18 protein-coding genes are annotated in these 21,796 nt (G+C 66.2%); 8 read left to right on the top strand and 10 right to left on the bottom strand.

Annotated features, from left to right (window positions below; all coding sequences use genetic code 11):
- Positions 1-17: 17 nt before the first annotated feature.
- The 7 genes from SPF06_RS10875 to SPF06_RS10905 are packed head-to-tail and all read left to right on the top strand — an operon-like array spanning position 18 to position 7,221.
- A complete protein-coding gene (locus tag SPF06_RS10875; RefSeq protein ID WP_323279078.1) occupies positions 18-2,303 on the top strand; it encodes a molybdopterin-dependent oxidoreductase in 2,286 nt (761 codons plus the stop codon).
- 50 nt (positions 2,304-2,353) lie between these two features.
- Positions 2,354-2,557 carry a hypothetical protein gene (locus SPF06_RS10880; protein ID WP_323279079.1) on the top strand — a complete coding sequence of 68 codons (204 nt, stop codon included), beginning with the start codon at positions 2,354-2,356 and terminating at the stop codon, positions 2,555-2,557.
- 8 nt (positions 2,558-2,565) lie between these two features.
- Complete coding sequence (locus SPF06_RS10885) at positions 2,566-3,039, top strand: creatininase family protein (RefSeq protein ID WP_323279155.1); 474 nt, start codon at positions 2,566-2,568, stop codon at positions 3,037-3,039.
- Positions 2,951-4,087, top strand: coding sequence for a Gfo/Idh/MocA family protein (locus SPF06_RS10890; RefSeq protein WP_323279080.1), 1,137 nt, complete (start codon positions 2,951-2,953; stop codon positions 4,085-4,087). Before SPF06_RS10885 ends, SPF06_RS10890 begins: the two co-directional genes overlap by 89 nt.
- Positions 4,084-5,319 (top strand): dihydrodipicolinate synthase family protein, encoded by a 1,236-nt coding sequence (locus tag SPF06_RS10895; RefSeq protein WP_323279081.1) that lies wholly within the window; start codon positions 4,084-4,086, stop codon positions 5,317-5,319. Before SPF06_RS10890 ends, SPF06_RS10895 begins: the two co-directional genes overlap by 4 nt.
- On the top strand, positions 5,316-6,155 hold the full coding sequence (locus tag SPF06_RS10900) for a sugar phosphate isomerase/epimerase family protein (RefSeq protein WP_323279082.1): 840 nt from the start codon (positions 5,316-5,318) through the stop codon (positions 6,153-6,155). The genes SPF06_RS10895 and SPF06_RS10900 overlap by 4 nt, the downstream gene beginning before the upstream one ends.
- Positions 6,156-6,165: 10 nt before the next feature.
- Entirely contained in the window at positions 6,166-7,221 is a 1,056-nt protein-coding gene (locus SPF06_RS10905; protein WP_323279083.1) for a hydroxyacid dehydrogenase, read from the top strand.
- Between the two features lie 556 nt (positions 7,222-7,777).
- On the opposite strand, the gene SPF06_RS10910 is transcribed toward SPF06_RS10905, so the two are convergent.
- On the bottom strand, positions 7,778-8,734 hold the full coding sequence (locus SPF06_RS10910; RefSeq protein ID WP_323279084.1) for a family 43 glycosylhydrolase: 957 nt from the start codon (positions 8,732-8,734) through the stop codon (positions 7,778-7,780).
- 139 nt (positions 8,735-8,873) lie between these two features.
- Positions 8,874-9,878: a LacI family DNA-binding transcriptional regulator gene (locus tag SPF06_RS10915; RefSeq protein WP_323279085.1), complete on the bottom strand. Its 1,005-nt coding sequence runs from the start codon at positions 9,876-9,878 to the stop codon at positions 8,874-8,876.
- A 190-nt stretch (positions 9,879-10,068) separates the two neighbouring features.
- Here SPF06_RS10915 and SPF06_RS10920 point away from each other — a divergent pair, with 190 nt between their 5' ends.
- Positions 10,069-10,341, top strand: a complete 273-nt coding sequence (locus SPF06_RS10920; protein WP_323279086.1) for a hypothetical protein — start codon at positions 10,069-10,071, stop codon at positions 10,339-10,341.
- Positions 10,342-10,362: 21 nt separating this feature from the next.
- Here SPF06_RS10920 and SPF06_RS10925 read toward each other — a convergent pair whose 3' ends face one another.
- From SPF06_RS10925 to SPF06_RS10960, 8 genes are all read right to left on the bottom strand, one after another.
- Positions 10,363-11,268, bottom strand: coding sequence for a hypothetical protein (locus tag SPF06_RS10925; RefSeq protein ID WP_323279087.1), 906 nt, complete (start codon positions 11,266-11,268; stop codon positions 10,363-10,365).
- Positions 11,241-12,812: a glycoside hydrolase family 2 protein gene (locus SPF06_RS10930; protein ID WP_323279088.1), complete on the bottom strand. Its 1,572-nt coding sequence runs from the start codon at positions 12,810-12,812 to the stop codon at positions 11,241-11,243. The genes SPF06_RS10925 and SPF06_RS10930 overlap by 28 nt, the downstream gene beginning before the upstream one ends.
- Positions 12,813-12,863: 51 nt before the next feature.
- On the bottom strand, positions 12,864-15,326 hold the full coding sequence (locus SPF06_RS10935; protein WP_323279089.1) for a glycosyl hydrolase family 95 catalytic domain-containing protein: 2,463 nt from the start codon (positions 15,324-15,326) through the stop codon (positions 12,864-12,866).
- A 22-nt stretch (positions 15,327-15,348) separates the two neighbouring features.
- A complete protein-coding gene (locus tag SPF06_RS10940) occupies positions 15,349-16,284 on the bottom strand; it encodes a glycoside hydrolase family 43 protein (protein WP_323279090.1) in 936 nt (311 codons plus the stop codon).
- A gap of 426 nt (positions 16,285-16,710) precedes the next feature.
- The gene (locus SPF06_RS10945; protein ID WP_323279091.1) at positions 16,711-17,715 is read right to left on the bottom strand and encodes a hydroxyacid dehydrogenase; all 1,005 of its coding nucleotides are present in this window, start codon (positions 17,713-17,715) and stop codon (positions 16,711-16,713) included.
- Entirely contained in the window at positions 17,715-19,841 is a 2,127-nt protein-coding gene (locus SPF06_RS10950) for a glycoside hydrolase family 36 protein (protein ID WP_323279092.1), read from the bottom strand. The genes SPF06_RS10945 and SPF06_RS10950 overlap by 1 nt, the downstream gene beginning before the upstream one ends.
- On the bottom strand, positions 19,838-20,809 hold the full coding sequence (locus tag SPF06_RS10955; protein WP_323279093.1) for a carbohydrate ABC transporter permease: 972 nt from the start codon (positions 20,807-20,809) through the stop codon (positions 19,838-19,840). Before SPF06_RS10955 ends, SPF06_RS10950 begins: the two co-directional genes overlap by 4 nt.
- Positions 20,806-21,780: a carbohydrate ABC transporter permease gene (locus SPF06_RS10960; RefSeq protein WP_323279094.1), complete on the bottom strand. Its 975-nt coding sequence runs from the start codon at positions 21,778-21,780 to the stop codon at positions 20,806-20,808. The genes SPF06_RS10955 and SPF06_RS10960 overlap by 4 nt, the downstream gene beginning before the upstream one ends.
- Positions 21,781-21,796: the final 16 nt, after the last annotated feature.

The raw sequence follows: 21,796 nt of genomic DNA on the forward strand, positions 1-21,796 counted from the left end.
AGCGATCGGAGAAGAACTTGCCAACACATCTCACCCATTGGGGAGCCGTCGAAGTCGAGACCGACGGCAAGGCGCTGACATCCCTTCGCCCTTGGTCCGGAGATCCTGATCCGCGCGACATCATCCGCAATCTGGAATCGGCGCAGCATCACCCCGCCAGGGTTCTCCGGCCAGCTGTCCGCAGAGGCTGGCTGGAAAGCGGGGCAAGCAGTCGCGCATCCCGGGGCGACGAGCCTTTCGTCGAGGTCTCGTGGGATCACGCCATCGACGTGGTATCCAAGGAACTCAACCGCGTCTACTCCGAGCATGGGCCTTCCGCCATCTACGGCGGGTCCTACGGGTGGGCCAGTGCTGGCCGCTTCCACCATGCCCAGAGCCAGATCCACAGGTTCCTGAACAAGCTGGGCGGGTACGTGGCCGGCCTCGGGGACTACAGCTATGGCGCTTCCGGGGTGCTGCTCCCCCATATCATCGCCAGCGCCGGAGAGATCATGGGTGGGGCGACCTCGTGGGACGTCGTGAGCGAGGAGACCGAGCTGTTCGTGGCGTTCGGCGGCCTGTCGGAGAAGAACAGCGGCATCGCCCCCGGGGGGATCGGACGGCATGTGGCGCGGTCAGCCATCGAACAGGCAGTCGCCAGGGGTTGCCGCTTCGTTGACATTTCTCCCATCGCCGATGACACCTATGCCGAGGCGAAAGCCGAATGGATCGCCCCACGACCAGGCAGCGACGCTGCCCTGATGCTCTCGCTCGCCTTCGTTCTGGATTCCGAAGGGCTCGCCGATCAGGACTTCCTCGCCCGGTATTGCGTTGGGATGGACCGTTTCCTCCCGTACCTCAAGGGCGATACGGATGGCGTGCCGAAGGATCCGACTTGGGCTGAGCGCTTGACATCTATTCCGGCCAGTCGGATCAGTCGGTTGGCCCGCGAGATGGCGTCCTCGCGAACCATGATTAACCTCAGCTGGTCGATGCAGCGCCAGCAGCACGGCGAGCAGCCGATCTGGCTCGGAGTCGTTCTCGCAGCGATGCTCGGCCAGATTGGCCTGCCCGGTGGGGGGTTCCAGCATGGCTACGGCTCCGCTGCCGACATCGGGCTGCCACTTCGAGTGGCGAGTCCTCCTTCCCTCCCTCAGGGGCCGGAAAGAGTAGCCGCAGCGATCCCGGTGGCTCGGATCTCAGACATGCTGCTCAGCCCCGGCACCGAGATCGACTTCGACGGGCGAAAGATCGTCATGCCGAAGATCGAGCTCATCTACTGGGCAGGTGGTAATCCCTTCCATCACCACCAGCATCTTGCACGACTCCGCAATGCCTTCAAGAAGCCCGCCACCGTGATCGTGCATGAACAGTTCTGGACCAGCACCGCTCGCCACGCGGATATCGTGCTCCCTGCGACAATGTCTTTCGAACGCGACGACTTCGGAGCCGGGCGCAACGATCCGACGTTCTTCCCCATGCACGCGCTCACTGAGCCTGCGGGCGAGGCCCGAGACGACTACGTGATCTTCGCCGCCATCGCCGAACAGCTGGGGGTGGGGGAAGCCTTCACTGGGGGTCGGGACGCCATGGGCTGGCTCAGGCACCTCTACGACGGCTGGCAGGCCAAGCTCAACGACGACGGCGTCACAGTCGTCGATTTCGACACCTTCTGGGCGAGCGAAAGCATCCAGATCCCCGTCATCAACCAGGATCAGATCCTCTTCTCCGAATTCCGGCGCACCCCCGACGCCCATCCGCTGCGCACCGCCAGCGGAAAGATCGAGATCTTCTCCCAGACGATCGCCTCTTTCGGCTATGACGACTGCCCAGGTCACCCCACCTGGATTGAACCCGACGAATGGCTTGGCAACACCACAACGTTCCCCCTGCAGTTGATCGCAAACCAGCCCAAGACCCGCCTGCACAGCCAGCTCGACATCGGCAAGACTAGTCAGGCGTCAAAAGTCGGAGGACGGGAACCGCTCCGGATGCATCCCCACGACGCTGCGGTCCGCGGCCTGAAAGATGGCGACATCGTCCGGGTGTGGAACAGACGCGGCAGCTGCCTCGCGGGCCTGGTGCTATCGACCGCCCTCCGGCAGGGCGTCGTCCAGCTGTCCTCCGGAGCTTGGTACGACCCAGACCCAGACGATCCCTCATTCTGCCGTCACGGCAACCCCAATGTGCTGACGGCGGACAAGCCCTCATCGAGCCTCTCCCAAGCCACGACCGCCACGCACACACTGGTGGAAGTTGAGAAATGGCATGGCCCAACCCCGGGGCTAGCCGTTAATAGGCCTCCGTCATTTGTCTCAGTCTGACGTGTGACCGGTCTTGTCGAACGAAAAGGGCGCGAGCGGCTGACGGAACCTTGCCGATCTTCCAGGGTCCGATCGCGACGGCGATGGGCGGCGTCGACCCCTCGTGGCTCGCCGGAACGGCGACCTCCGCCGCCGTCTACTCTGCACTCGGATACACACGCTTCCGGTCCCGGACGGAACACGACGTCCCACTCATGGTGGCCGCCTCGGCTCCGTCGGTTCCCACCGCGTCGCCAGCACAGAGCGCGTCATGAGCGTGTTCATGGAAGACCTCGACGCGTTCACGCACCGCGAGCGCCTCGCCTCCGGCAATCGACTCGTCACCGTCCCCGTCGGCTCAGTCGAGCAGCACGGTCCGCACCTCCCGCTCACCGCCGACGTCCTGCTCGCCCGGGCCATGAGCGGTCGGCTTGCGGAGGCGGTGGGCGGCCTCGTCGCCGCGCCGATCGTCTACGGCTACAAGTCCCAGCAGCGCTCCGGCGGCCCGAAGGGCCACATAGGGAATGCGCTTGCCAACTTAGAGAGGCGTGTCGCACACTGGACGGAATGCGCTTTCCGAGCCGTGAAGCGCCACACTCGCTCCGGCTCGCCGGAGTCTACGCAAGGAGGCGGCAGTGGCCACCGAAACGAGAACCCTCAGAATCGCCATGAACGGCATCACCGGCCGTATGGGGTACCGCCAGCATCTGCTGCGCTCCATCCTGCCGATCCGAGATGCCGGTGGGCTCCTCCTTGACGACGGCAGCCGCGTGCAGATCGAGCCGATCCTCGTGGGCCGCAACGAGGCCAAGCTCCGCGAGCTGGCCGAGCTGCACAAGGTCTGCGAATGGTCCACGGACCTCGACGCGCTCATCGCGGACCCGACCGTGGACATCGTGTTCGACGCGTCCATGACGAGCCTCCGGGTGGAGACGCTGCGGAAGGCCATGAGGGCCGGCAAGCACATCTTCACGGAGAAGCCGACCGCCGAGACCCTCGAGGAGGCCGTCGAGCTCGCCCGGATCGGGCGTGAGACCGGGGTGACCGCGGGCGTGGTCCACGACAAGCTCTACCTTCCCGGCCTCGTGAAGCTCCGCCGCCTCGTCGACGAGGGCTTCTTCGGCCGCATCCTCTCGATCCGCGGCGAGTTCGGCTACTGGGTGTTCGAGGGCGACATCCAGCCGGCCCAGCGCCCGTCGTGGAACTACCGCAAGGAAGACGGCGGCGGCATGACCACGGATATGTTCTGCCACTGGAACTACGTGCTTGAGGGCATCATCGGCAAGGTCAAGAGCGTCAACGCGCTCACCGCGACGCACATCCCGGCGCGCTGGGACGAGTCTGGGCAGGAGTACAAGGCCACCGCCGACGACGCTGCGTATGGCATCTTCGAGCTCGAGACCGCGGGCGGGGACCCCGTGGTCGGCCAGATCAACTCCTCGTGGGCCGTGCGGGTCTACCGCGACGAGCTCGTCGAGTTCCAGGTCGACGGCACCCACGGTTCGGCCGTGGCTGGCCTGACCAAGTGCGTGGCCCAGCACCGCTCGCACACGCCCAAGCCGGTCTGGAACCCCGACCTTCCCGTGACCGAGTCCTTCCGCGACCAGTGGCAGGACGTCCCGGCGAACCGCGAGCTCGACAACGGCTTCAAGCTCCAGTGGGAGGAGTTCCTGCGCGACGTCCTCGCCGGGCGCGAGCACCGCTACGGGCTGCTCTCAGCCGCGCGCGGTGTCCAGCTCGCCGAGCTCGGCCTCCAGTCAAACGCCAAGCGCCGCACCCTCGAGATCCCGGAGATCGTTCTGTGACCACGACCGTCACCTCCACCCTGAGCGTCACCCTTCCGACAGCCGACGGCGGCACGCGGCGCTACGAGCTGGCCCCGGCGCGCGAATGGCCGCGTCCCGCGGCCCCGTTCCAATCGCGCAAGGCCTACGCTGCGGCCCACGTCATTCCCGCCGTCAGCGCGGACAACACCCCGGGTGCCGCCGCGACGCTCGACTGGGACCGCACGCTCGCGTTCCGGCATGAGCTGTGGTCCTACGGCCTGGGCATCGCGGACGCGATGGACACCGCCCAGCGCGGCATGGGCCTGGACTGGGCCGCAACCCGCGAGCTCATCCGCCGCGTCGGCGCCGAGGCTAGGTCGGTCGCCGCCTCGGGACGGGGTGCCACGGCGGGACTCTCGGTGCGGGACCTCGTCGCGTGCGGCGCGGGGACCGATCAGCTCGAGCTCGCCGACGTGCCCACCGGGCCGGAGGGTGTCCGCCGTGTGTTCGACGCGTACCGCGTGCAGCTCGCCACGGTTGAGGACGCCGGCCCGAAGGCCATCCTCATGGCCTCCCGCGCGCTCGCGAAGGCCGCCTCCGGCCCGGATGACTATCTCCGTGTGTACTCCGCTCTCCTCGGCGAGGCGCGTGAGCCGGTCATCCTGCACTGGCTCGGCGCGATGTTCGACCCAGCCCTCAAGGGCTACTGGGGGAGCGAGGACATCGCCACGGCGACTGGCACCTTCCTCGACCTCATCCGCGGCCACGCGGACAAGATCGACGGCGTGAAGGTCTCGCTCCTCGACGCCGAGCACGAGAAGGCGCTCCGAGCAGCCCTCCCAGACGGGATCCGCCTCTACACGGGCGACGACTTCAACTACCCGGAACTCATCGCGGGCGACGGCGAGCGCCACTCCGACGCGCTCCTGGGCATCTTCGCGGCGATCTATCCCGCGGCGTCCGCGGCGCTCCAGGCATTCGACGCCGGAAAGCCGGCAGAGGCGCGCGCCGCACTCGACGCGACGCGCGAGCTCGGGCTGCACATCTTCAGCGCGCCGACCTTCTACTACAAGACCGGCATTGCGTTCCTCGCGTGGCTCGACGGGCACCAGCCGGGGTTCCAGATGGTGGGCGGCCTGCAGTCGGGGAGGTCCATGCTCCATCTCGCGCGCATCTTCGAGCTCGCCGACCGGGCGGGGCTGCTCCTCGACCCGGCGGTCGCGGCGGCACGCATGGCGGGGTTCCTGAGCGTGAATGGAGTGGCCCAGTGAGCGACTTCTCGCGACTGTCGCTCAACAGCGCGACGACCAAGCGCTGGACCCTCCGCGAGGCCGTGGACGGCTGCGTCCGCGCGGGGATCCCCGCGATCGGTCCCTGGCGGGACCGTGTGCACGAAGCCGGGCTCGAGGAGGCGGCCCGCATGATCAGGGCCGCGGGCCTCGCGGTCTCGTCGCTGTGCCGAGGCGGCTTCCTCACGGCCGCCGACGCGGACGGCCAGGCGGCGGCGCTCGCGGACAACCGCAAGGCGATCCTCGAGGCGGAGGCGCTCGGGACGCGAGACCTCTACCTCGTGGTGGGTGGCCTGCCTGCGGGCGATCGGGACGTCGTCGCGGCCCGTGCGCGCATCTCCGATCGGCTCGCGGAGCTCGTGCCGTTCGCCCACGAGCACGGCGTTCGCCTTCTGCTCGAGCCGCTTCATCCGATGTATGCGGCAGATCGTGCGCTCGTGTCGACGCTGGGCCAGGCCCTCGACCTCGCGGCGCCGTTCGACGCCGCAGACGTGGCCGTCGCCGTCGACACGTTCCACGTCTGGTGGGATCCGGCACTGCGGGAGCAGATCGCGCGCGCCGGGTGGGAGGGGCGCCTCGCGTCGTACCAGGTGTGCGACTTCAACCTGCCGATCGCCGTGGATGCCCTCCTGTCTCGCGGCATGATGGGCGACGGCGTGATCGACTTCCCGACAATCACGTCCTGGGTCCGCGATGCGGGCTACGCGGGGCCGATCGAGGTCGAGATCTTCAACCAGGAGATCTGGGACGCGGACGGCGACAAGACCTTGGCCACGATGAAGGAGCGGTTCACCGAGCTGGTACTCCCACACGCATGAGATTCGTCCTGTGGAACGCCAAAAGGAAGAGCGCGTTGGGACCGTCAGCCGCATGCCCGCCCGCCGCCCGCGCGTGGCTCTGGCGATGCAGGACAAGGAGCTGCGCGACGCACTCTTCTCCGAGCGGCTCCGCCGCAGGCTCGAGGCGGTCGCGGACTGCGACTACGACCTGGTCATCCAAGACTTCGACGCCGTGCCCCAGAGCGTCCTCGAAAGCACCGAGGTACTCCTGACCGGCTGGTCCTGCCCCCGCATCGACGAGGCCGCACTTGAGCGCATGCCCGCGCTCGGGCTCATCGCCCACGCGGCCGGCAGTGTGAAGGGCCATGTTGACGACGCCTGCTGGGGACGCGGCATCGTGGTCACCAACGCCGTTCTCGCGAACGCGGTCCCGGTGGCTGAGTTCAGCCTCGCCCAGATCCTGCTCGCGGGCAAATCGACGCTCGGCGCCGTCGTCCTCTACCGGGAGCGGCAGGAGAAGATCGACAGGGAGCTGGAGTTCCCGGACGCCGGGAACTACGACAAGACCGTCGGGATTGTCGGCGCCTCCACGATCGGCCGACTCGTCCTCGACCGTCTGAGGAGCTTCGACCTCGAGGTTGTCCTCTTCGACCCCACCATCGGCCCCGGGGAGGCACAACGCCTCGGCGCACGCAAGGTCGGCCTTGCCGAGCTGATGCAGGCCAGCGACGTCGTCTCCCTCCACGCCCCCGTCCTGCCCTCGACCATCGGCATGGTCGGCCGCAACGAACTCGCGGCCATGCGAACCGGCTCGACCCTGATCAACACGGCCAGGGGAGCGCTCGTGGACCATACCGCCCTGCGCGAGGAACTCATTTCAGGGCGCCTGAACGCGTTCCTCGACGTCACCGAGCCCGAACCGCTCCCCCAAGGCGATCCCCTCTACGGGCTCCCGAACGTCCTGCTCACCCCGCACATCGCCGGGTCCATGGGCACCGAGCTGCACAGGATGACCGACTTCGCCCTGACGGAGATCGAGCGCTTCGCCGCCGGCCTCGAACCCCGCTACCAGGTCCGCAGGGAAGACCTCGCCACCAAGGCATAACCCAAAGGAGACACCATGACAGAGACCGCAACAACCGCATCCTCGTCCCGCGGCATTCGCATGACACGTTCACGGTCGCGCTCAGCCCGCGCGTTCCTTTCGGCATCAGCAAGGAAGTCCACGCCTTCTAGGACCGTGACGGCCGATTCGCAAAGGAGCCGAGCTCCTCTTCCAAGTCCACACCGAACGGCGATCGATCTGCGGACGGAACTGGAGCGCTCCCTCGTCGCAGAAGCCGCCGGAAGCTCACCGACGACGACTTCTCCGCGATGGTCGGCCGTCTGAGAGTCATGGATCCGGCCACTCAGCTCGATGAACTGCAGCGCGCCGATCTTGCCTTCCACCAGATCTACCGCGAGCATGCAGGCACGAACTGAAGTCCAGCATCGCTCGGCTGCTGGTCGAGGAGATGCCCCTTCCCGAGCGGATCACGCCTGAACCGCGCGACACCTACGACCTCGCGAATAAGCGGTACTGGGAGATCTATCAGGCACTCCGCGAAGGCCGGAGGGACGCCATCGGCCGGTACGTCAACAGATCCGGACTTAGCGCGGCCTCACGAGACGCCGTGAGCCTCGCGGCCGTCCGTCGCAGCCGATAGGCAGGCGAAGGCGTCCCGTGGGCGCCACTCATCGCGCCAGTCGAGGACTGCTTCGCCATCGGCGAGCGTGATCGGGAGCCACACGGCCGGCGATGCGTCCAGAGCCTCCCGCTGCCACCGATCGCCGACGTACAGGTGCCCCGCGCCGACCGGGACGACGACGCTCACCTGCGAGTCGAAGGTTGCGCTGCCGACCGGCGCGAACGGCCGCCACGGCGCCCAGGGCCCCTTCAGCGACGACGCCGTGGTGAACATGTTGTCGTTCGTGCTCCAGCCGGTGAGATCCGACCCGAACAGGTAGTAGAGCCCGCCCGAGCGCACGAGCGTCGGGGACTCGTACCCGATGGCCGGGTTGTTCTCCTGGCGGAGTGTCGCCACCACCTCTTCCACTCCGAGGTAGTCGGGTCGGAGCCTGTAGATGTGCAACCCGTTGTCGCGATCCTCGGACAGGAGGTAACCGACGCCATCCTCCTGATACACGCCGATGTCACGACTGATGTTGCCCAGCGGTCGTTCACTGTGGAGGTAGCGGAACGGGCCGGCGGGGCCGTCGGCGATGGCGTACCCGACCCTTGCGAACGAGTAGTCTGCCGAGTCGACGTGGAGGAGCATCACCCAGGCCCCGTCGGGGCGCTGCAGCACCTTCGGCCGCTCGATGACGCGGTCACCCCCGATGTCGCCGCCCTCTGCCGTGAGAGCGTTCCCCTCGAAGCGCCATGAGACCAGGTCGCCGGACGAATAGCAGGCGACGGCGGTGAACGTTCCTCCGGCCGCTTTGTCTTCACCCCACGCGTACCAGAGCTCTCCCACGCGGGCGAGCCCTATGCCATGCAGCTGCGCGATCCGACCGCGATCGTCGACGAAGGCTGTTCCCGGCCGGATGGCATCGAGATTCTCAGCTGGTCCATCCATCGGTTCCTACACTTCCCATTGCGTTCGGGTTGCACCTGCATCGCAACCCTCAGTGGATATCGTTTTCCAGATCATACGGCATTGGAGACCGGCCAGAGCCGAATGACGGGGCGGCCGACCGCAACGGCAGCGTGCCGTCTCAGTCGACGATCGGCTCTCCGTGGAAGATGGGCGTCGCACGCAAAGCGATGCGCGCGCTGGGATCGGGCTTATCCTCGTCCAGAGCCAGCGACAGTGCCGCCTCGCCGAATTCCTCGAGCGGAACCTCCACGGTGCTGAATCGCGGAAGGACATCTCCGAGCATCGGAACATGGTCGAAACCCGTGACCTCGAGATCACGCGGCGATTCCACGCCGAGTTCCCGCAGCCGTGCGATGGCGCCCACTGCCATTGCATCGCTCATGGCGGCGATCACGTCGAGATCCCGGATCCGATCGCCCAGCTGATCGATCGCGGCGTACCCCCCGTCGCGGGAGAAGGCCTGGTGGATCACATCCGACTCCGGGACCGTGATGTCATGCTCGGCGAGGCCCTCGAGGAATCCCTCGACGCGGTCCCGTGAGGTGATCTCGTTGGACGGTGCCGCCAGGATGGCGAATCGTCTCTTGCCGGATCGAGCCAAGGCGCCGGCCAGGACCCGGCTCGCCTCGTGATTGTCCACGGTGACGGCAGGGAAATCGAGGCCGCTGTCGCCGACGATCACCACGCGCGTTCCGTGCTCGTCGAGCGTCTCGAGCTGGGCCTCCAGCGCACGCTCCCGACGGGCGTCAGTCGTTCTCGCGGTCGCGATGACGACCGCCCGGTGCCGCTCGCCCCGAAGTGCTGTGAGAAGCTCCAGCTCGCGCAGCGGATCGTCCAGGGTGGTGCGCACGGCGACGGAGACACCCCGCTTCTCCGCGGCGTGCATGACGCCGGAGATCATCGTCGCGGAACCGAAGTCTTCGATGTCGCTCACGAGCAGGGCGACGGTGCGCGCGCGACCGCCTTTGGTCACCTGCGCCGCCGGGTTCACGGAGTATCCGAGGGCACGCGCGGCGTCCAGCACACGGCGTCGGAGTTCAGGGGAGCCGCTCTCCTTGCCGCGGACACCTCCGTTGAGCGCACGGGACGCGGTCGGGACGGATACGCCGGCGAGTCTGGCCACGTCCGCCAGCGTCGGCGGCTTGTCAACAGGCAACTTCGATTTCCTCCCGAGGGTGTTCCCGTGCAAACGATAACCCAACTATCCGCCGTGGCTCATGAGGATCTGGAGCCGTCCGGCCGGCCTGCGCGGCATGCCACCGCCAGCGACGCCTTCCGAGTCCGATCGACGCGGTCGCAGCCGGCGAGCCCCGATGGGCCGTGATCCGGATGTCCTGAGCGTCCGGCATGTCCAGTACAACGTCCACCTCCTTCTCGACCGTGAGGATCGCCTCCTGCAGCGCGCCGCCTTCCCGCTGCATGTCCACGACCACGCCCTCTCGCGCGCGCAGCAGTCGATACAGGGCGAGCTCCGCGAGTTCCGCATCGCCGAGCCTGGCAGCAAGACGTCCGCCAGCGTGGGCGGCCTATCCACAGGCAACTTCGACGTCCTTCCCGAGTACTCCCCTGCAAACGTTATCCCATGACGCGATCGATGCACCGGAATGCTAGCCGGGGAGCACGTCGAACGCGTTGATCGCCTCGACGCCGATGGGCCGGTTGGGGAACCGCAGCCGCACTGCTCTGGCGAGCGTGCCCGGGAACTCGAACACATGTCGCAGCGGCTGCGCTGATCCGCCCTCCGCTCGATGCACCACCTGGAACCCGTTCGATACGGTGTCGGCCTCTACGATCCACGGTTCGGTGGGCTCGTCCGCGAAGACGACCTCGACCTGGCGCAGCGGATACGCGAACTCCATGCTCGCAACGATCCACTCCCCCGCGTCATTCACCCCGGATCGCCAGCACTCGCCACTGCCCGGTGTGGTTGCGTGACTGCCCGGGTGGCCGGGAGCGGCACTGCTGACTGCGACGGGACGGAATGCAGTCAGTGACGTGCGTCCAACGCCGGTCGGGGGCGATGTCAGGTAAGGGGCCGGCGGGGCGTATCGCCATGCCCCCGCATGCACGGCTTGAAGCTCGCCCACCGCCTCGATGGAGATCTCCACCGGGGGCAGGCCCACGCACTCGACGAGAATCCTGTTGACACCGGGCCGGTACGACCTGAACTCGATGGCCCCCTCCCCGTCGAGCATCGATTCCGTCTCGGCAGACAGCGTGATCGACGGCCCGCTCGGGAACAGCCCTTGCCCGTCGACGACGGTGAAGGTGACGGCCCGTTCGTCCGTCACGCGCTGCCCGTCGGCGTTGATGAGGACGACTCGGAGTCGCGCGTCCCCTGTGCCGTCGGTGGGGATCCGGTCGACGTCGGCGGTGACCTCCAGACGCGCCGCAGTCCCGGGCACCGCGAACTGGGGAGGCGCAATGCCGAGCAACTGCTGCCGATACCAGTGGTAAGGATGGCGAAGGTTGCGGAAGTAGTCCATCAGACCGTGCCGACCGTGATCGGGCACGATGGTCTTGTAGTGGAAACCCGACCACAGGATCTTCCCCGAGCGCCAGGCATGCTCGGCCCCACACCGTACTGCCACTGCACGTCGAACGAGCCCGAACCACGACCGGCGACGCCGTGGTACTCAGCGACAAGACTGGGCACGCTGGGCTCATGAAACAGCTCGGCCCCATCGCCGTTGTAGCCGGCGACGTCTCCCAGGACGTCGAAGCCCTTGCGCTGCGCACCGCCGACGCTGGCGGGGCGAGTCGGATCCCACTCATGCACGAGCGACACCAGCTCGGTCGTCAGGGCCTTCGCCTTGTCGATGACCGCGTCCTCTGAGAAGAATGCTTCGTTTCCGACGCTCCAGGTGATGATGCTCGGATGGTTGCGCTGTGTGCGGATCATCTCCCGCAGGGCGGTGCGAAGGCTCTCTTCGAAATCCGCGTCGTCGGCTTCGTTCACCGGATACGCCGAGGCGAACCAGTACCCTTCCACGTTCTCGCCGCCGATGCCCCAGAAGTGCAGCTCCGACCAGAACAGCACGCCCTGCCGGTCGCATTCCTCCGCGAAGGCGAGATGATGAGGATAGTGGGAGCCGCGGATGATGTTGAACCCTGCGTTCTTCACCAACTCGACATCGCGGCGGATGGAAGCGCGTGTGCCAGCATCACCCCACCCGCCTCTGTTCTGATGCACGTTCACTCCGTGCAAGTCGACGTGACGCCCGTTGAGGAAGAAGCCGCGGTCGATCGTGAACTCGATCGACCGTACTCCGAATCTCGTTGACACTTCGTCCCGGACGACGCCGTCCACGGACACCGTGACGACCAACTCATACAGGTGTGGCGTATCGAGATCCCAGAGGACCGGGCTGCCGAGGCTCCCCTTCAACAGCACCTTGGCCGACCCGCCGGGGCGCACGGCCGCAACGGCGTGAGACAGATGCGCGACGGTGTGGCCTGCGTCGCGCACCTCGGCGCGGACGGTCACCAGTGTGTGCTGGTCCTCGTCGTTAGCGATGTCCACTGCCGCGGCGAGCTGGGCCGACTCCGGCGTGATGATCGGCGTGGACACACCGATGCCATGCCAGTCGGTGCGTACACGGTCCGCGACAAGGACACTCACATCGCGATAGATGCCGCCGGCGAAGCTGTAGTCGCCGCCGCGGGGCGCTATGCGGGGGTTCCATCGGTTGTCGACCCGCACGAAGAGCTCGTTGCCCCCCGCCCGAACTGCGTCGGAGATGTCGACGATGAAGGGCGTGTAGCCGCCTTCGTGCCGGCCGACGTGCACGCCGTTCAGGTAGACGTCAGCGACCTGGAACACACCGAGGAACTCCAGAGCGACCCATGCCCCCGTCCAGGATTCCGGAGCGTCGATCGTGCGGCGGTAGCAGCCGAATCCGACGTAGAACCGTTCCTCGCGGAAGTCAGGGAGGCTGAAGGAATGCGGGAGTCCGACGTCGTACCAATCCGCAGCGGGCGGCATGCGTTCCGCGCCGGGGTTCTCTCCGAAGGCGAACTGCCAACCGGCGTTGAGGAGGTGTTGTTCGCGTCTCATGGATGAGTATCTACTTCTGTTGATGGACGGACGTTTGGGCGGCGAAGGGTGTCAGCCTTCACCGCTCTCCCGAGGGTTCCGCGGGACTGACCCCGCGTCGTGACAGACATGGCCACGGACGAGCCGGTAGTGCCCACCCGCGCTCGCCGTCAGTTCGATGCGGTGGCGTCCTTTCGGGCTCGCGACGCTCACGAATGGCACCGACATGTGATCTGCGTCAAGCAGCTCGACGTGAACCGTCTCAGGCAATTCAACGACGACCGGTCCGGGTACGGAGGCCTTCAGCTCCGCGGCCTGCAGTTCGCCGTTCGCCCAGGTGATGTCGACCGTGATGCCGCCTCGTGCTCGCAGACCGCGAACGGAGCCACTTGCCCAGCTCGGCGGGAGTGTCGGCAGGAGGGACACGGCACCGTCGTGGCTCTGCATGAGGAGCTCGGCGATACCCGCGATCGCCCCGAAGTTGCCATCGATCTGGAAGATGTTCCCGCCGGGCCAGTCCTGATGTGGGTGCAGATCCAACAGTGATACCGAGCTCAGGTCCCCGAGGAGACGCGACAGCGACAGCTCCGCGAGTTCCGTCTCGCCGAGCCGGGCTGCCAAGCACAGCACCCAGGCCTGACTCCAGCCCGTGTACCCGCCGCCGTGCTCGAGTCGCGACTTCAACGCTGCCCGCACTGCTTCGAACGCAGCAGGCGTCTTGGTCACGGTGAGGCGCGAACCCGGGTAGGCCCCGTACAGGTGCGAGAGATGTCTATGGTCCAGCTCGGTCGCGGAGTAGCCTGGCAGCCACTCCTCGATGCGGCCCTCGGCGTCGGTTCCCGGCAGATGAAGAGTCTCCTTCGCGGCACGGACTTGGTTCACCAGATCGCCTGCGATGGCGAGGCGTCCGGCGATCTGCAGATATCTCGAGAGCACGTCATGCGCGAGTTCCTGATCGATGGTGGCACCGGCCGTCACACTGGCTACAACGCCTCGGTGCACGAAAGGGTGCTCCGGAGAGGTGGATGGACTCACGAGCAGCTGTCGATCCTCGCCCTCGACCAGCTGATCGAGGACGAACTCCGCCGCGGCTCGCACAGCCGGCTCTGCGAGGCATCGGGCAAACTCGTCCGACCACCGATAGTCGAGTCTGTCGCCGAGGAGCGCGCACAACCAGGACAGGCCCATGCTCCAGTTCGACCACTGGGGTTCGCCTTTGACAGGAGCGCTGAATCGCCAGATATCGGTGTTGTGGTGCGCAGCCGCACCGCGCGCGCCGTAGCGGCCACGGGCGGTGACCCGTCCGGCATCCGCCAGCTCCGAAACGAGCGCATGCAGCGGCTGTGCGACCTCACCGAGGTCGAGAACCTCGGCGCCCCAGTAGTTCATCTGAACATTGATGTTCGTGGTGTAGTTGGAGCTCCAGCCCGGGAGCACATCGATGTTCCAGATCCCCTGGAGATTCGCGGCTTGCGTTCCGGGACGGGACGAGGAGATCAGCAGGTAGCGCCCGAGATCGAAGTATCTCTGCGCCGCAACAGCCGACGCTGATCCCGAGGGCGTGAGATCCAGCTTCACGCGGTCGAACAGGCGGGCATAGTCAGCGCGATGCCGAGCGATCAACTCGGAGCGCGGTGCCGCCAGCGCCTCCTCGACGAGCGCACGAGCCTCGGCGGTGAGGGCGTCCAGATCGATGCTGACCGGCTCACGGTAGCCGCGGAATCCGCTCGCCACCGCCGCGATAAGCCGGGCGCCTCCGGCTGCGCCGGGAACGATCGCGGCCACGACCGCCCACCCCATCCCGGCGGATGCCACGGCATCTGGCCCGACGGGCTCTTCACCGTAACGGACCGTCTCGGTCGTGACGTAGTTCGGCGGCACATGAGCGGGAGCACGGCCCGCCGCGACGACCCACTCGACACCGGCCGTCATGAACCTCTCCTCGCGCAGCACGGGATGCGGACTCGTGAACACCGCGGACGCCGCGCCGACGTCCGCCGTCGTCTCGGCGACGAGCACCTTGTCCGGCGCACTGACGAACGCCGTCAGGTGTCGGCCGCCGTTCTCGACGCGCGCCTCGGCGGACGCGAGATCGAGGAGCCTCTGATAGCGACCGTTCTCGGACGGATCCCCCCAGGTCCAGGAGAGCCTGCCCACTGGCTCATAAGACTGAGTCCAGCGGGACGATTGGAGGCGTCGCGCCAGCCGATCCGCGAGCACGTGATCCTCGTCGGAGATCGCGCGACGAAGCTCGTCGACGACCGCGGGGTCCGCCACGTCTCCCTCGTCCCGGAGGGGGCCCCCTGACCACACCGTGTCGAGGTTGAGATCGAAGGTCTCGATGCAACGCCCCCCGTAGACAGTGGCCCCAAAGGAGCCGTTGCCGAGGAGGAAGGCGTCAGTGAAACACGCCGCGGGCTCGGTGACGACGATCGTCGCAGCGTCATCGACGCTCGCCGAGTCCGAGATCGCGCCGGCACGATCGGGACGATGCCAGGCATTGCGCTCGCTCGACGAGGATTCGTCCTGAGTCATTTTTGTTCCTTGTTGCGACGGATCACATGTCCCAGGCCATACGGAGCCCGTCATACCGCTCTGCGGTAAGAGGCAGCACGACCCCGTGACAAGGATGCTCAGGCAGACGGAAACTCTTCGCCGGAGTCCACCAGCCGGCCTCCAGATCCGTCGTCTCGAAGGGGACGTAGCGACGCTCCGGCGTGAATTCATCGATCCAGAGGAACCACTTCTCCTCAGTGTTCGATTTGTAGACCAGCGGGCCCTCGCCCTGGCTGATGGCGTCGAGACCGATGCCCTCGGCAAGAGGAGTCCACTCAGCGGTGGTCAGGGTATCGGCGTACTCAGAGAAGATGGATTTACCCTGGGGCGCCTTCCCTCCACGGGCTCGTTCGTCCTTGAGAAAGCGGTAATAGCGGCTGCCGTGCTCGATCACGGTGGCATCGATCGTCGACCATCCTCGATCGATCCACACACGCGGCTCCGAGAACTCACGGAAGTCCCGAGTCGCCGCATACATGATCCGGTTATAGCTCTGCCCCTCGTGCCGTTCGTCGTCGTATAGCGTCGAAGACCAGTGGACGAGAAAGGCGTTCTTCTCAGGATCCCAGACAGACTCGGGCGCCCAGGCGTTCCCGGCCTCGATCGGAGCGACCTCCACCAGCCGGCCTTCCCCCCAATGCACCAGATCCATCGACTCCCAGACCACGATCGAGCGACTCCCCCAGCGCAGATGGCGGTCCCAGTCCAGGCTGTCGTACAGTCGCAGATCCGTCGCGACCAGGTAGTACCGACCGTCGACGGGCGACTGGACGACGTGGGGGTCGCGTACTCCGCCCTGACCGACGGCAGAGCGGACCACTGGTCGGCCGCCGTTGAGGTCGTGGAAGTGAAGTGGGTCGTTCCCTTCGCTCAACGCGAAGTGGATCTGCTCTCCCTCCTCCGATTCACGCTTGAAATGGACGTAGAGATATCCCACGTACTCTCTCCTAGACGTCATCGCATCGTCTCTTTCTGCCAAGGTGGCTGCTATCAGCGCGAGCCGGCTATCTGATCAGCACGACGCCGCCGCCGCGGATGCGCTGTCCAAGCCGCGACCGGCGGAGCGGCCCGCGACCCGAATCGAACTGCAAGCCGTTCCCGTTACCTATCAGCCGCCGCCTCAAAGTTGTACCCGGCTATTTGTTACCGCACATGAGTGCGATCGGCTGCACGTCGACGATCGCCGACGGCGCCACCAGCGATTGGTCCTCGCACCGGTCGACCAGTCAACGACACGAACCGGGCGGTCGTCCTGGTACTCGAACCGAAGACGCAGGCCAGCGGGTTCCCATGTGATCCCTGGTGTTTGGCGTGCGGGCACGGTCATGGTTGATATCGGAGTCACTTCGGTGTTCCGCTCCGTCTAGGTTGATGGGTCAGGAAAGGGGAACGGGTGGGCGAACGGGACGCCCGCAACGTATCGCTCAACTTCGGCCAGCGCCGCGTGGCCGAGCCTCCGCAGTTCGACACCGGTGGATCCGGCGAGGTGGGGGGTGAGGAAGACGTTCGGCAGGGAGTACAACGGGTGCCCCTCCGGCAGCACCTCCGGTTCGGTGACGTCGAGGATCGCCCGGATCCGGTTCGCGGCGAGCTCCTCGACCAGGGCGTCCTGGTCGACCAGGATCCCTCTGGCCGTGTTCACGAGAATCGCCCCGTCCGGCAGGGCGGCGAGCACCCGACGCGTGATCATCCCCTCCGTCTGGGGGGTCACCGGCGCATGCAGAGACAGCACGGTGCTGCGCCGGGCAAGGTCCTCGAGGTCGCGGACGATTTCGACCCTCAGGCTCGACGCGGCCGCTTCCGTGAGGTACGGGTCGTAGACGAGAACCTCGACGTCTCGGTCGCGGAGCTGCTCGATGACCAACATCCCGATGGTCGATGCCCCGACCAAGCCCACCGTGGTGCCATACAGGCCGGTGTGTGGCAGCTCGGCCTCGCGGTCGATATGCCGTTGCTCGCGGCAGTACTGTCGCGAGACCCAGAGGGCGTCCTTGGCGGCCAGGGTGATCATTGCCACGGTGAACTCCGCGACCGGGATACCGTTGGCCGCGCGGGCGGACGACACTTCGATTCCGCGTTCGCGCGCGCTCTGATCGAGGAACCCGATGCCCCCACCCCAGTGCACCACGGCGCGCAGAGCGGGCAGACGGTCGAGCTGCGGCGCGCCGAGGAACGGCGCGCCCCACCCGCTGAGCAGCAGCTCCACGTCTGCGAGGCTCCCGAGTTCGGGTTCACGCCCCTCCTCCCAGGCGAGGATGCGTTGCGGGTCGAGCTCGACCAGTTCGCGCAACCGGCGGATCTCGCTCTCGCCGAAGATGAACGGCACCATCTCGGGCGCCATGGCGAAGACGGCCTTTACGCCCGGCATCAGATCTCCCCCGCCACGGTGATCACCCGGGCCGTCAGTCCGGGCAGTGTGCGCACGGCGAGTCCGTCGGGCCGCGAGTCCATTGACCACGCCGGTGCGTGGCTCGGATAGCTGATCGACACGGTCCCGCGCACTCCCGGGATCAACAGCTCTGCCGGATCCGCGCCGCGATCCCAGATGTAAAGCGTCGTTGCGTCCGTGTGGCGGAGCCCCAGGCACACGACCGGATCGTTCCACGCCGGCAGACCGAGCGGCCAGAACGGGATCGCCGATCGCAGCAGGTGCCGATCTCGTCGATGCACGGCGACGGCCTCATGCACCAGCGCACGCTGCGCAGGGGAAAGCTCATCGAGGAAGCCGGAGAGATAGAGCCGGCCGCTGAGCCCGGTGACAAGGGTGAACGCCGTCTCCTCCGGCGTCATGTCCGCGGCCGGATAGGCCCAGTTGCCGCACTGCTCCGGAACGACGTGCGCGGGTGCCGATGCCGCGATCGGCGGGTACAGGCGGAAGTCCTGCTGGTCGCTCGTCGACTGAAGGTGGGTTACGGACAGGAGCGAGTAGTCGGCCCGCATCGCCCCGGAGCTGCAGTTCTCGATGAGCACCTGCGGATGCCGCTCACCGATCCCCGCCAGCCAGTCACGGAGTGCGCGCGTATGCGCGAGCAGCCCGTCGCCGGCCCCGGCCGCCCGCCACTCCGTGCCCGCACCTGGATTGATGTTGTAATCGAACTTGAAGTACGACACGCCAAGATCGGCGACGAGACGATCGATGACGCGATCGAGATGGCTGCGCACCGCGGGATGGCGCAGATCGAGGTGGTAGCGGTCATGCTCTCGGACACGCTGTCCGAATCGCTGGAAGAACCCTTCCTCGGGAAGCTCACCGGCCAGCGGGCTCCGAGCACCGACGATCTCGGGTTCAAGCCAGATGCCGGATCGCATGCCAAGACGGTGGATCTCGTCAATGACGGCGCGCAAGCCGCCCGTGAAGCGGCCAGGCGCTTCGGTCCATTCGCCGATGGTGTCCCACCAGTCGCCGATCTCAGGATCAGCGAACCATCCGGCGTCGATGCAGAACACCTCCGCGCCCGCCGCCGCAGCTTCCCGGATAAGCGGCAGGAGCGCTTCCGTCGTGGGCTGACCCATGAGCGTGTTCATGAAGTCGTTGTAGATGACGGGCAGATCGTCGCCCCGCGGGTCTTCGTCCCGCAACCAGCGACGGTACGCCGTCAGCTGCCCGAGCGCGTCGTCGCGACCGTACTCTGAGACGGCGATGGCGACCGGAACGGCCTCGAACGTCGCACCGGGAGCGAGCCTATGGGCGAAATGATGTTCGAGGTCCGCCGGCCCCAGGAGCGACAGGACGGCGCCTTCGCGCGTGCCGGAGAAGTCCATGTGCCACCCGGCACTCGTCTCGACCTGCCAGGCGACCGCCTCTCCCGAGCGGCCATCGAGGAGATACCCTGCCGGAAGATGCTCACCGCTGGACCATCCACCGTGACTGGTGATGCTGTGATGCCCACGCGCGTCCTGGTCATGCAAAGCCAGGTCGAGGTACGGGAGAACGCCAGCGAGCGGACGTTCGCGCCAGCGGTTCTCCCCGAGCCATTCGCTCGCAGCCGTTCCCAAGAGGATGCCGTCGAGACGCTCGGTCCGTGCGATACCGAAGGACGTGGCGATCGCGGTGACGGTCAGAGGCTGGTCGGAGGTGTTGCACAGCAGCGTTTCGACGCGCATCGCGTTGATCCCGACGGGACGGCTCAGGGTGGTCTTCACGGAGAGGCCGGAGATCTCGTCATGCTGATCGACGATCAGACGTCGTACGCCCGGATCGTCTGCTGCGGCGATGCTCTTCACCCGTAGCCGGGCTCCAACGGCGGAGCGCACGTAGGCCTGGCTCGTCCGCGCACGTTGCTCGCGCGCCGTGAACACCTCGACAAGCGGCACGCCGTGTCGCCCGAGAAGGCCGACGCCGTCAAGGGAGACCAAGGAGAGCGGTTGCTCTGCCGACCAGTGCACTTCAGCGAGAAGCGGAGCCGGCTGCCCGGCTTCATCGCCTCCCCTATTAGCCGTGCTTACATCCCCGGCGTCATCGGCCAGTGCCACCCGTTCATCAAACACGGTCATTTCAGGCTTCCCATCGTCACACCTGCACGCCAATACCGCTGCATGGCGACCAAGAGGAGCACCATCGGAATTGTCGCCACGAGCGAACCTGTGATCACGAGCGTCGTGACGTCCACCTCGGAGTCGGTTCCCCGACCGAGCCAGGAGTAGAGCCCCAGCATGACCGGCCACAGATTGCGATCGCGGAGCATGATCAATGGTCCATAGAACGAGTTCCAGGCGGCGACGAAGTGCAGCAGGAAGATGGTGGCACCGGCAGTAGTAAGCAGCCGCAGTCCAATGCTGAAGAAAGTGCGGTACTCGCCAGCACCATCAATTCGGGCCGCTTCCAAGAGCTCCTGGGGCACTGCACCTTCCGCATACACCTTGGCCAGGTAGACGGAAAAGGGGCCGAAAAATGCGGGGATGATCATCGACCAGATGGTGTCGAACAGCCCCAGCTGCACGAACAGCAAGTAGGACGGGACCGTGAGAAGTGCACCTGGAATGAGGAAGGATCCGATAACGAACGCCATCGAGGTTCCCTTGCCCCTGTACTGGTACATTGCCAGACCGTAGCCGGCGGCCAGCGCGATGATCGTCTGACCGATTGACCCAGCAGTTGCGTAGAGGACCGAATTCCACAGCCAAAGACCGAAAGAACCGTTCTCATACTTGAAGAGTTCAACGATGTTGTCGATCAGGCGGAAGTCCGCGAACCACAGACCGTTGGTGGTGTACAGCTGCTCTCGGGACTTGGTGGCGGAGACGATCAGCCACCACGCCGGACCGATGGAGTAGATCGTGAACAGGATGAGGCCGGTAAGGACGAACCACTTCGACGCGCCGCGGGCGGCGACGCCGCCGGACTCCTCGCCGCGCGCGATGCCGCGCCGCCTGCGACGTGCTGCGCGGAGATCCGTCGGCGCCGGCATGATGATCTCTCGAGTCGTGCCCGCGGTTTCGATATCTGTGCGTGTGAGGCTCATGACCCGACCTTGTTCGTGAAGCGGTAGATGACAGCGGAGGCGATCCCGACCACTCCGGCAAGGATGATCGACAGCGCTGCGGCATAGTTGAGGTTTCCAACCTCGAACGCCTGGTTGTAGATCACCATGGCGGGGGTGAAGTCCTTCGTGATCGTCTCAGGCGACACCGAACGGAACAGCACCGGCTCGGCGAAAATCTGCAAGGTGCCAATGATCGCGAGAAGACCCGTCAGCACGAGCGACGTGCGGACGAATGGCACTTTGATCGACAGTGCGATGCGCAGCTCAGAAGCGCCGTCAACGCGTGCGGCGTCGAAGAGCTCGCGTGGAACGGACTGCAGCGAACCGTAGAGAATCAGCATGTTGAAGCCGATGCTGCCCCAGATGTGTAGGTTCCCGATGGATACCCAGATCATCGACCCCGCGAAGAAGTTGACGTCGAGATGAAGCAGGCGAAAGAGCGGTTGGAACGGGCCCACAACCGGGCTGTACAGATAGATCCAGATCATCGTCGCAACGATGCCCGGGATCATGTACGGCACAAGCAGCGAAAGCCGGAAACGACCCGCAAGTCGGCGAGTGACGGCGTCAACCAGGAGTGCGAGGGTGAGGCTGACAATCTGGGTTAGCGGGACCACGACCACGGCGTAGCTCCCAGCCCGGAGCATCGACTCCCAGAACACCCCGTCGGCCAGGCCGCGGGCGAAGTTGTCGAGACCCGAGAAAGTGACCTTTGCTCCGCCGAATCCGAGGCCGGATGACTTGGTCGTGAACAGGCTCTGCCCGAGCGCCATCACCACCGGAACCAGCGTGAACAGAGCGAAGCCCGCGAAGAAGGGCCAGGTGAAGGACGCTCCCTTGAGTCGCTGCACGGTGCGCCAGGAACGGCGTGGAGACGCGGATCTCTCACGTCTGACCCGTTTCGACGCCGGGTCGAGTTCGTGCTTGCGCACGTCTGTGACGGATGACATCCGCGTCTCCTTCCTT

It is taken from the genome of Sinomonas terricola (assembly GCF_034931225.1).
In the GTDB taxonomy this organism is placed as follows: domain Bacteria; phylum Actinomycetota; class Actinomycetes; order Actinomycetales; family Micrococcaceae; genus Sinomonas; species Sinomonas terricola.

Excerpts from the sequence above, each read along its gene's own strand:
- SPF06_RS10885 (WP_323279155.1), top strand. The coding sequence starts at position 2,566 with ATGGAAGACCTCGACGCGTTCACGCACCGCGAGCGCCTCGCCTCCGGC.
- SPF06_RS10890 (WP_323279080.1), top strand. The coding sequence starts at position 2,951 with ATGAACGGCATCACCGGCCGTATGGGGTACCGCCAGCATCTGCTGCGC.
- SPF06_RS10910 (WP_323279084.1), bottom strand. The coding sequence starts at position 8,734 with ATGGATGGACCAGCTGAGAATCTCGATGCCATCCGGCCGGGAACAGCC.
- SPF06_RS10920 (WP_323279086.1), top strand. The coding sequence starts at position 10,069 with ATGGGCCGTGATCCGGATGTCCTGAGCGTCCGGCATGTCCAGTACAAC.
- SPF06_RS10930 (WP_323279088.1), bottom strand. The coding sequence starts at position 12,812 with ATGAGACGCGAACAACACCTCCTCAACGCCGGTTGGCAGTTCGCCTTC.
- SPF06_RS10935 (WP_323279089.1), bottom strand. The coding sequence starts at position 15,326 with ATGACTCAGGACGAATCCTCGTCGAGCGAGCGCAATGCCTGGCATCGT.
- SPF06_RS10945 (WP_323279091.1), bottom strand. The coding sequence starts at position 17,715 with ATGCCGGGCGTAAAGGCCGTCTTCGCCATGGCGCCCGAGATGGTGCCG.
- SPF06_RS10950 (WP_323279092.1), bottom strand. The coding sequence starts at position 19,841 with ATGACCGTGTTTGATGAACGGGTGGCACTGGCCGATGACGCCGGGGAT.
- SPF06_RS10955 (WP_323279093.1), bottom strand. The coding sequence starts at position 20,809 with ATGAGCCTCACACGCACAGATATCGAAACCGCGGGCACGACTCGAGAG.
- SPF06_RS10960 (WP_323279094.1), bottom strand. The coding sequence starts at position 21,780 with ATGTCATCCGTCACAGACGTGCGCAAGCACGAACTCGACCCGGCGTCG.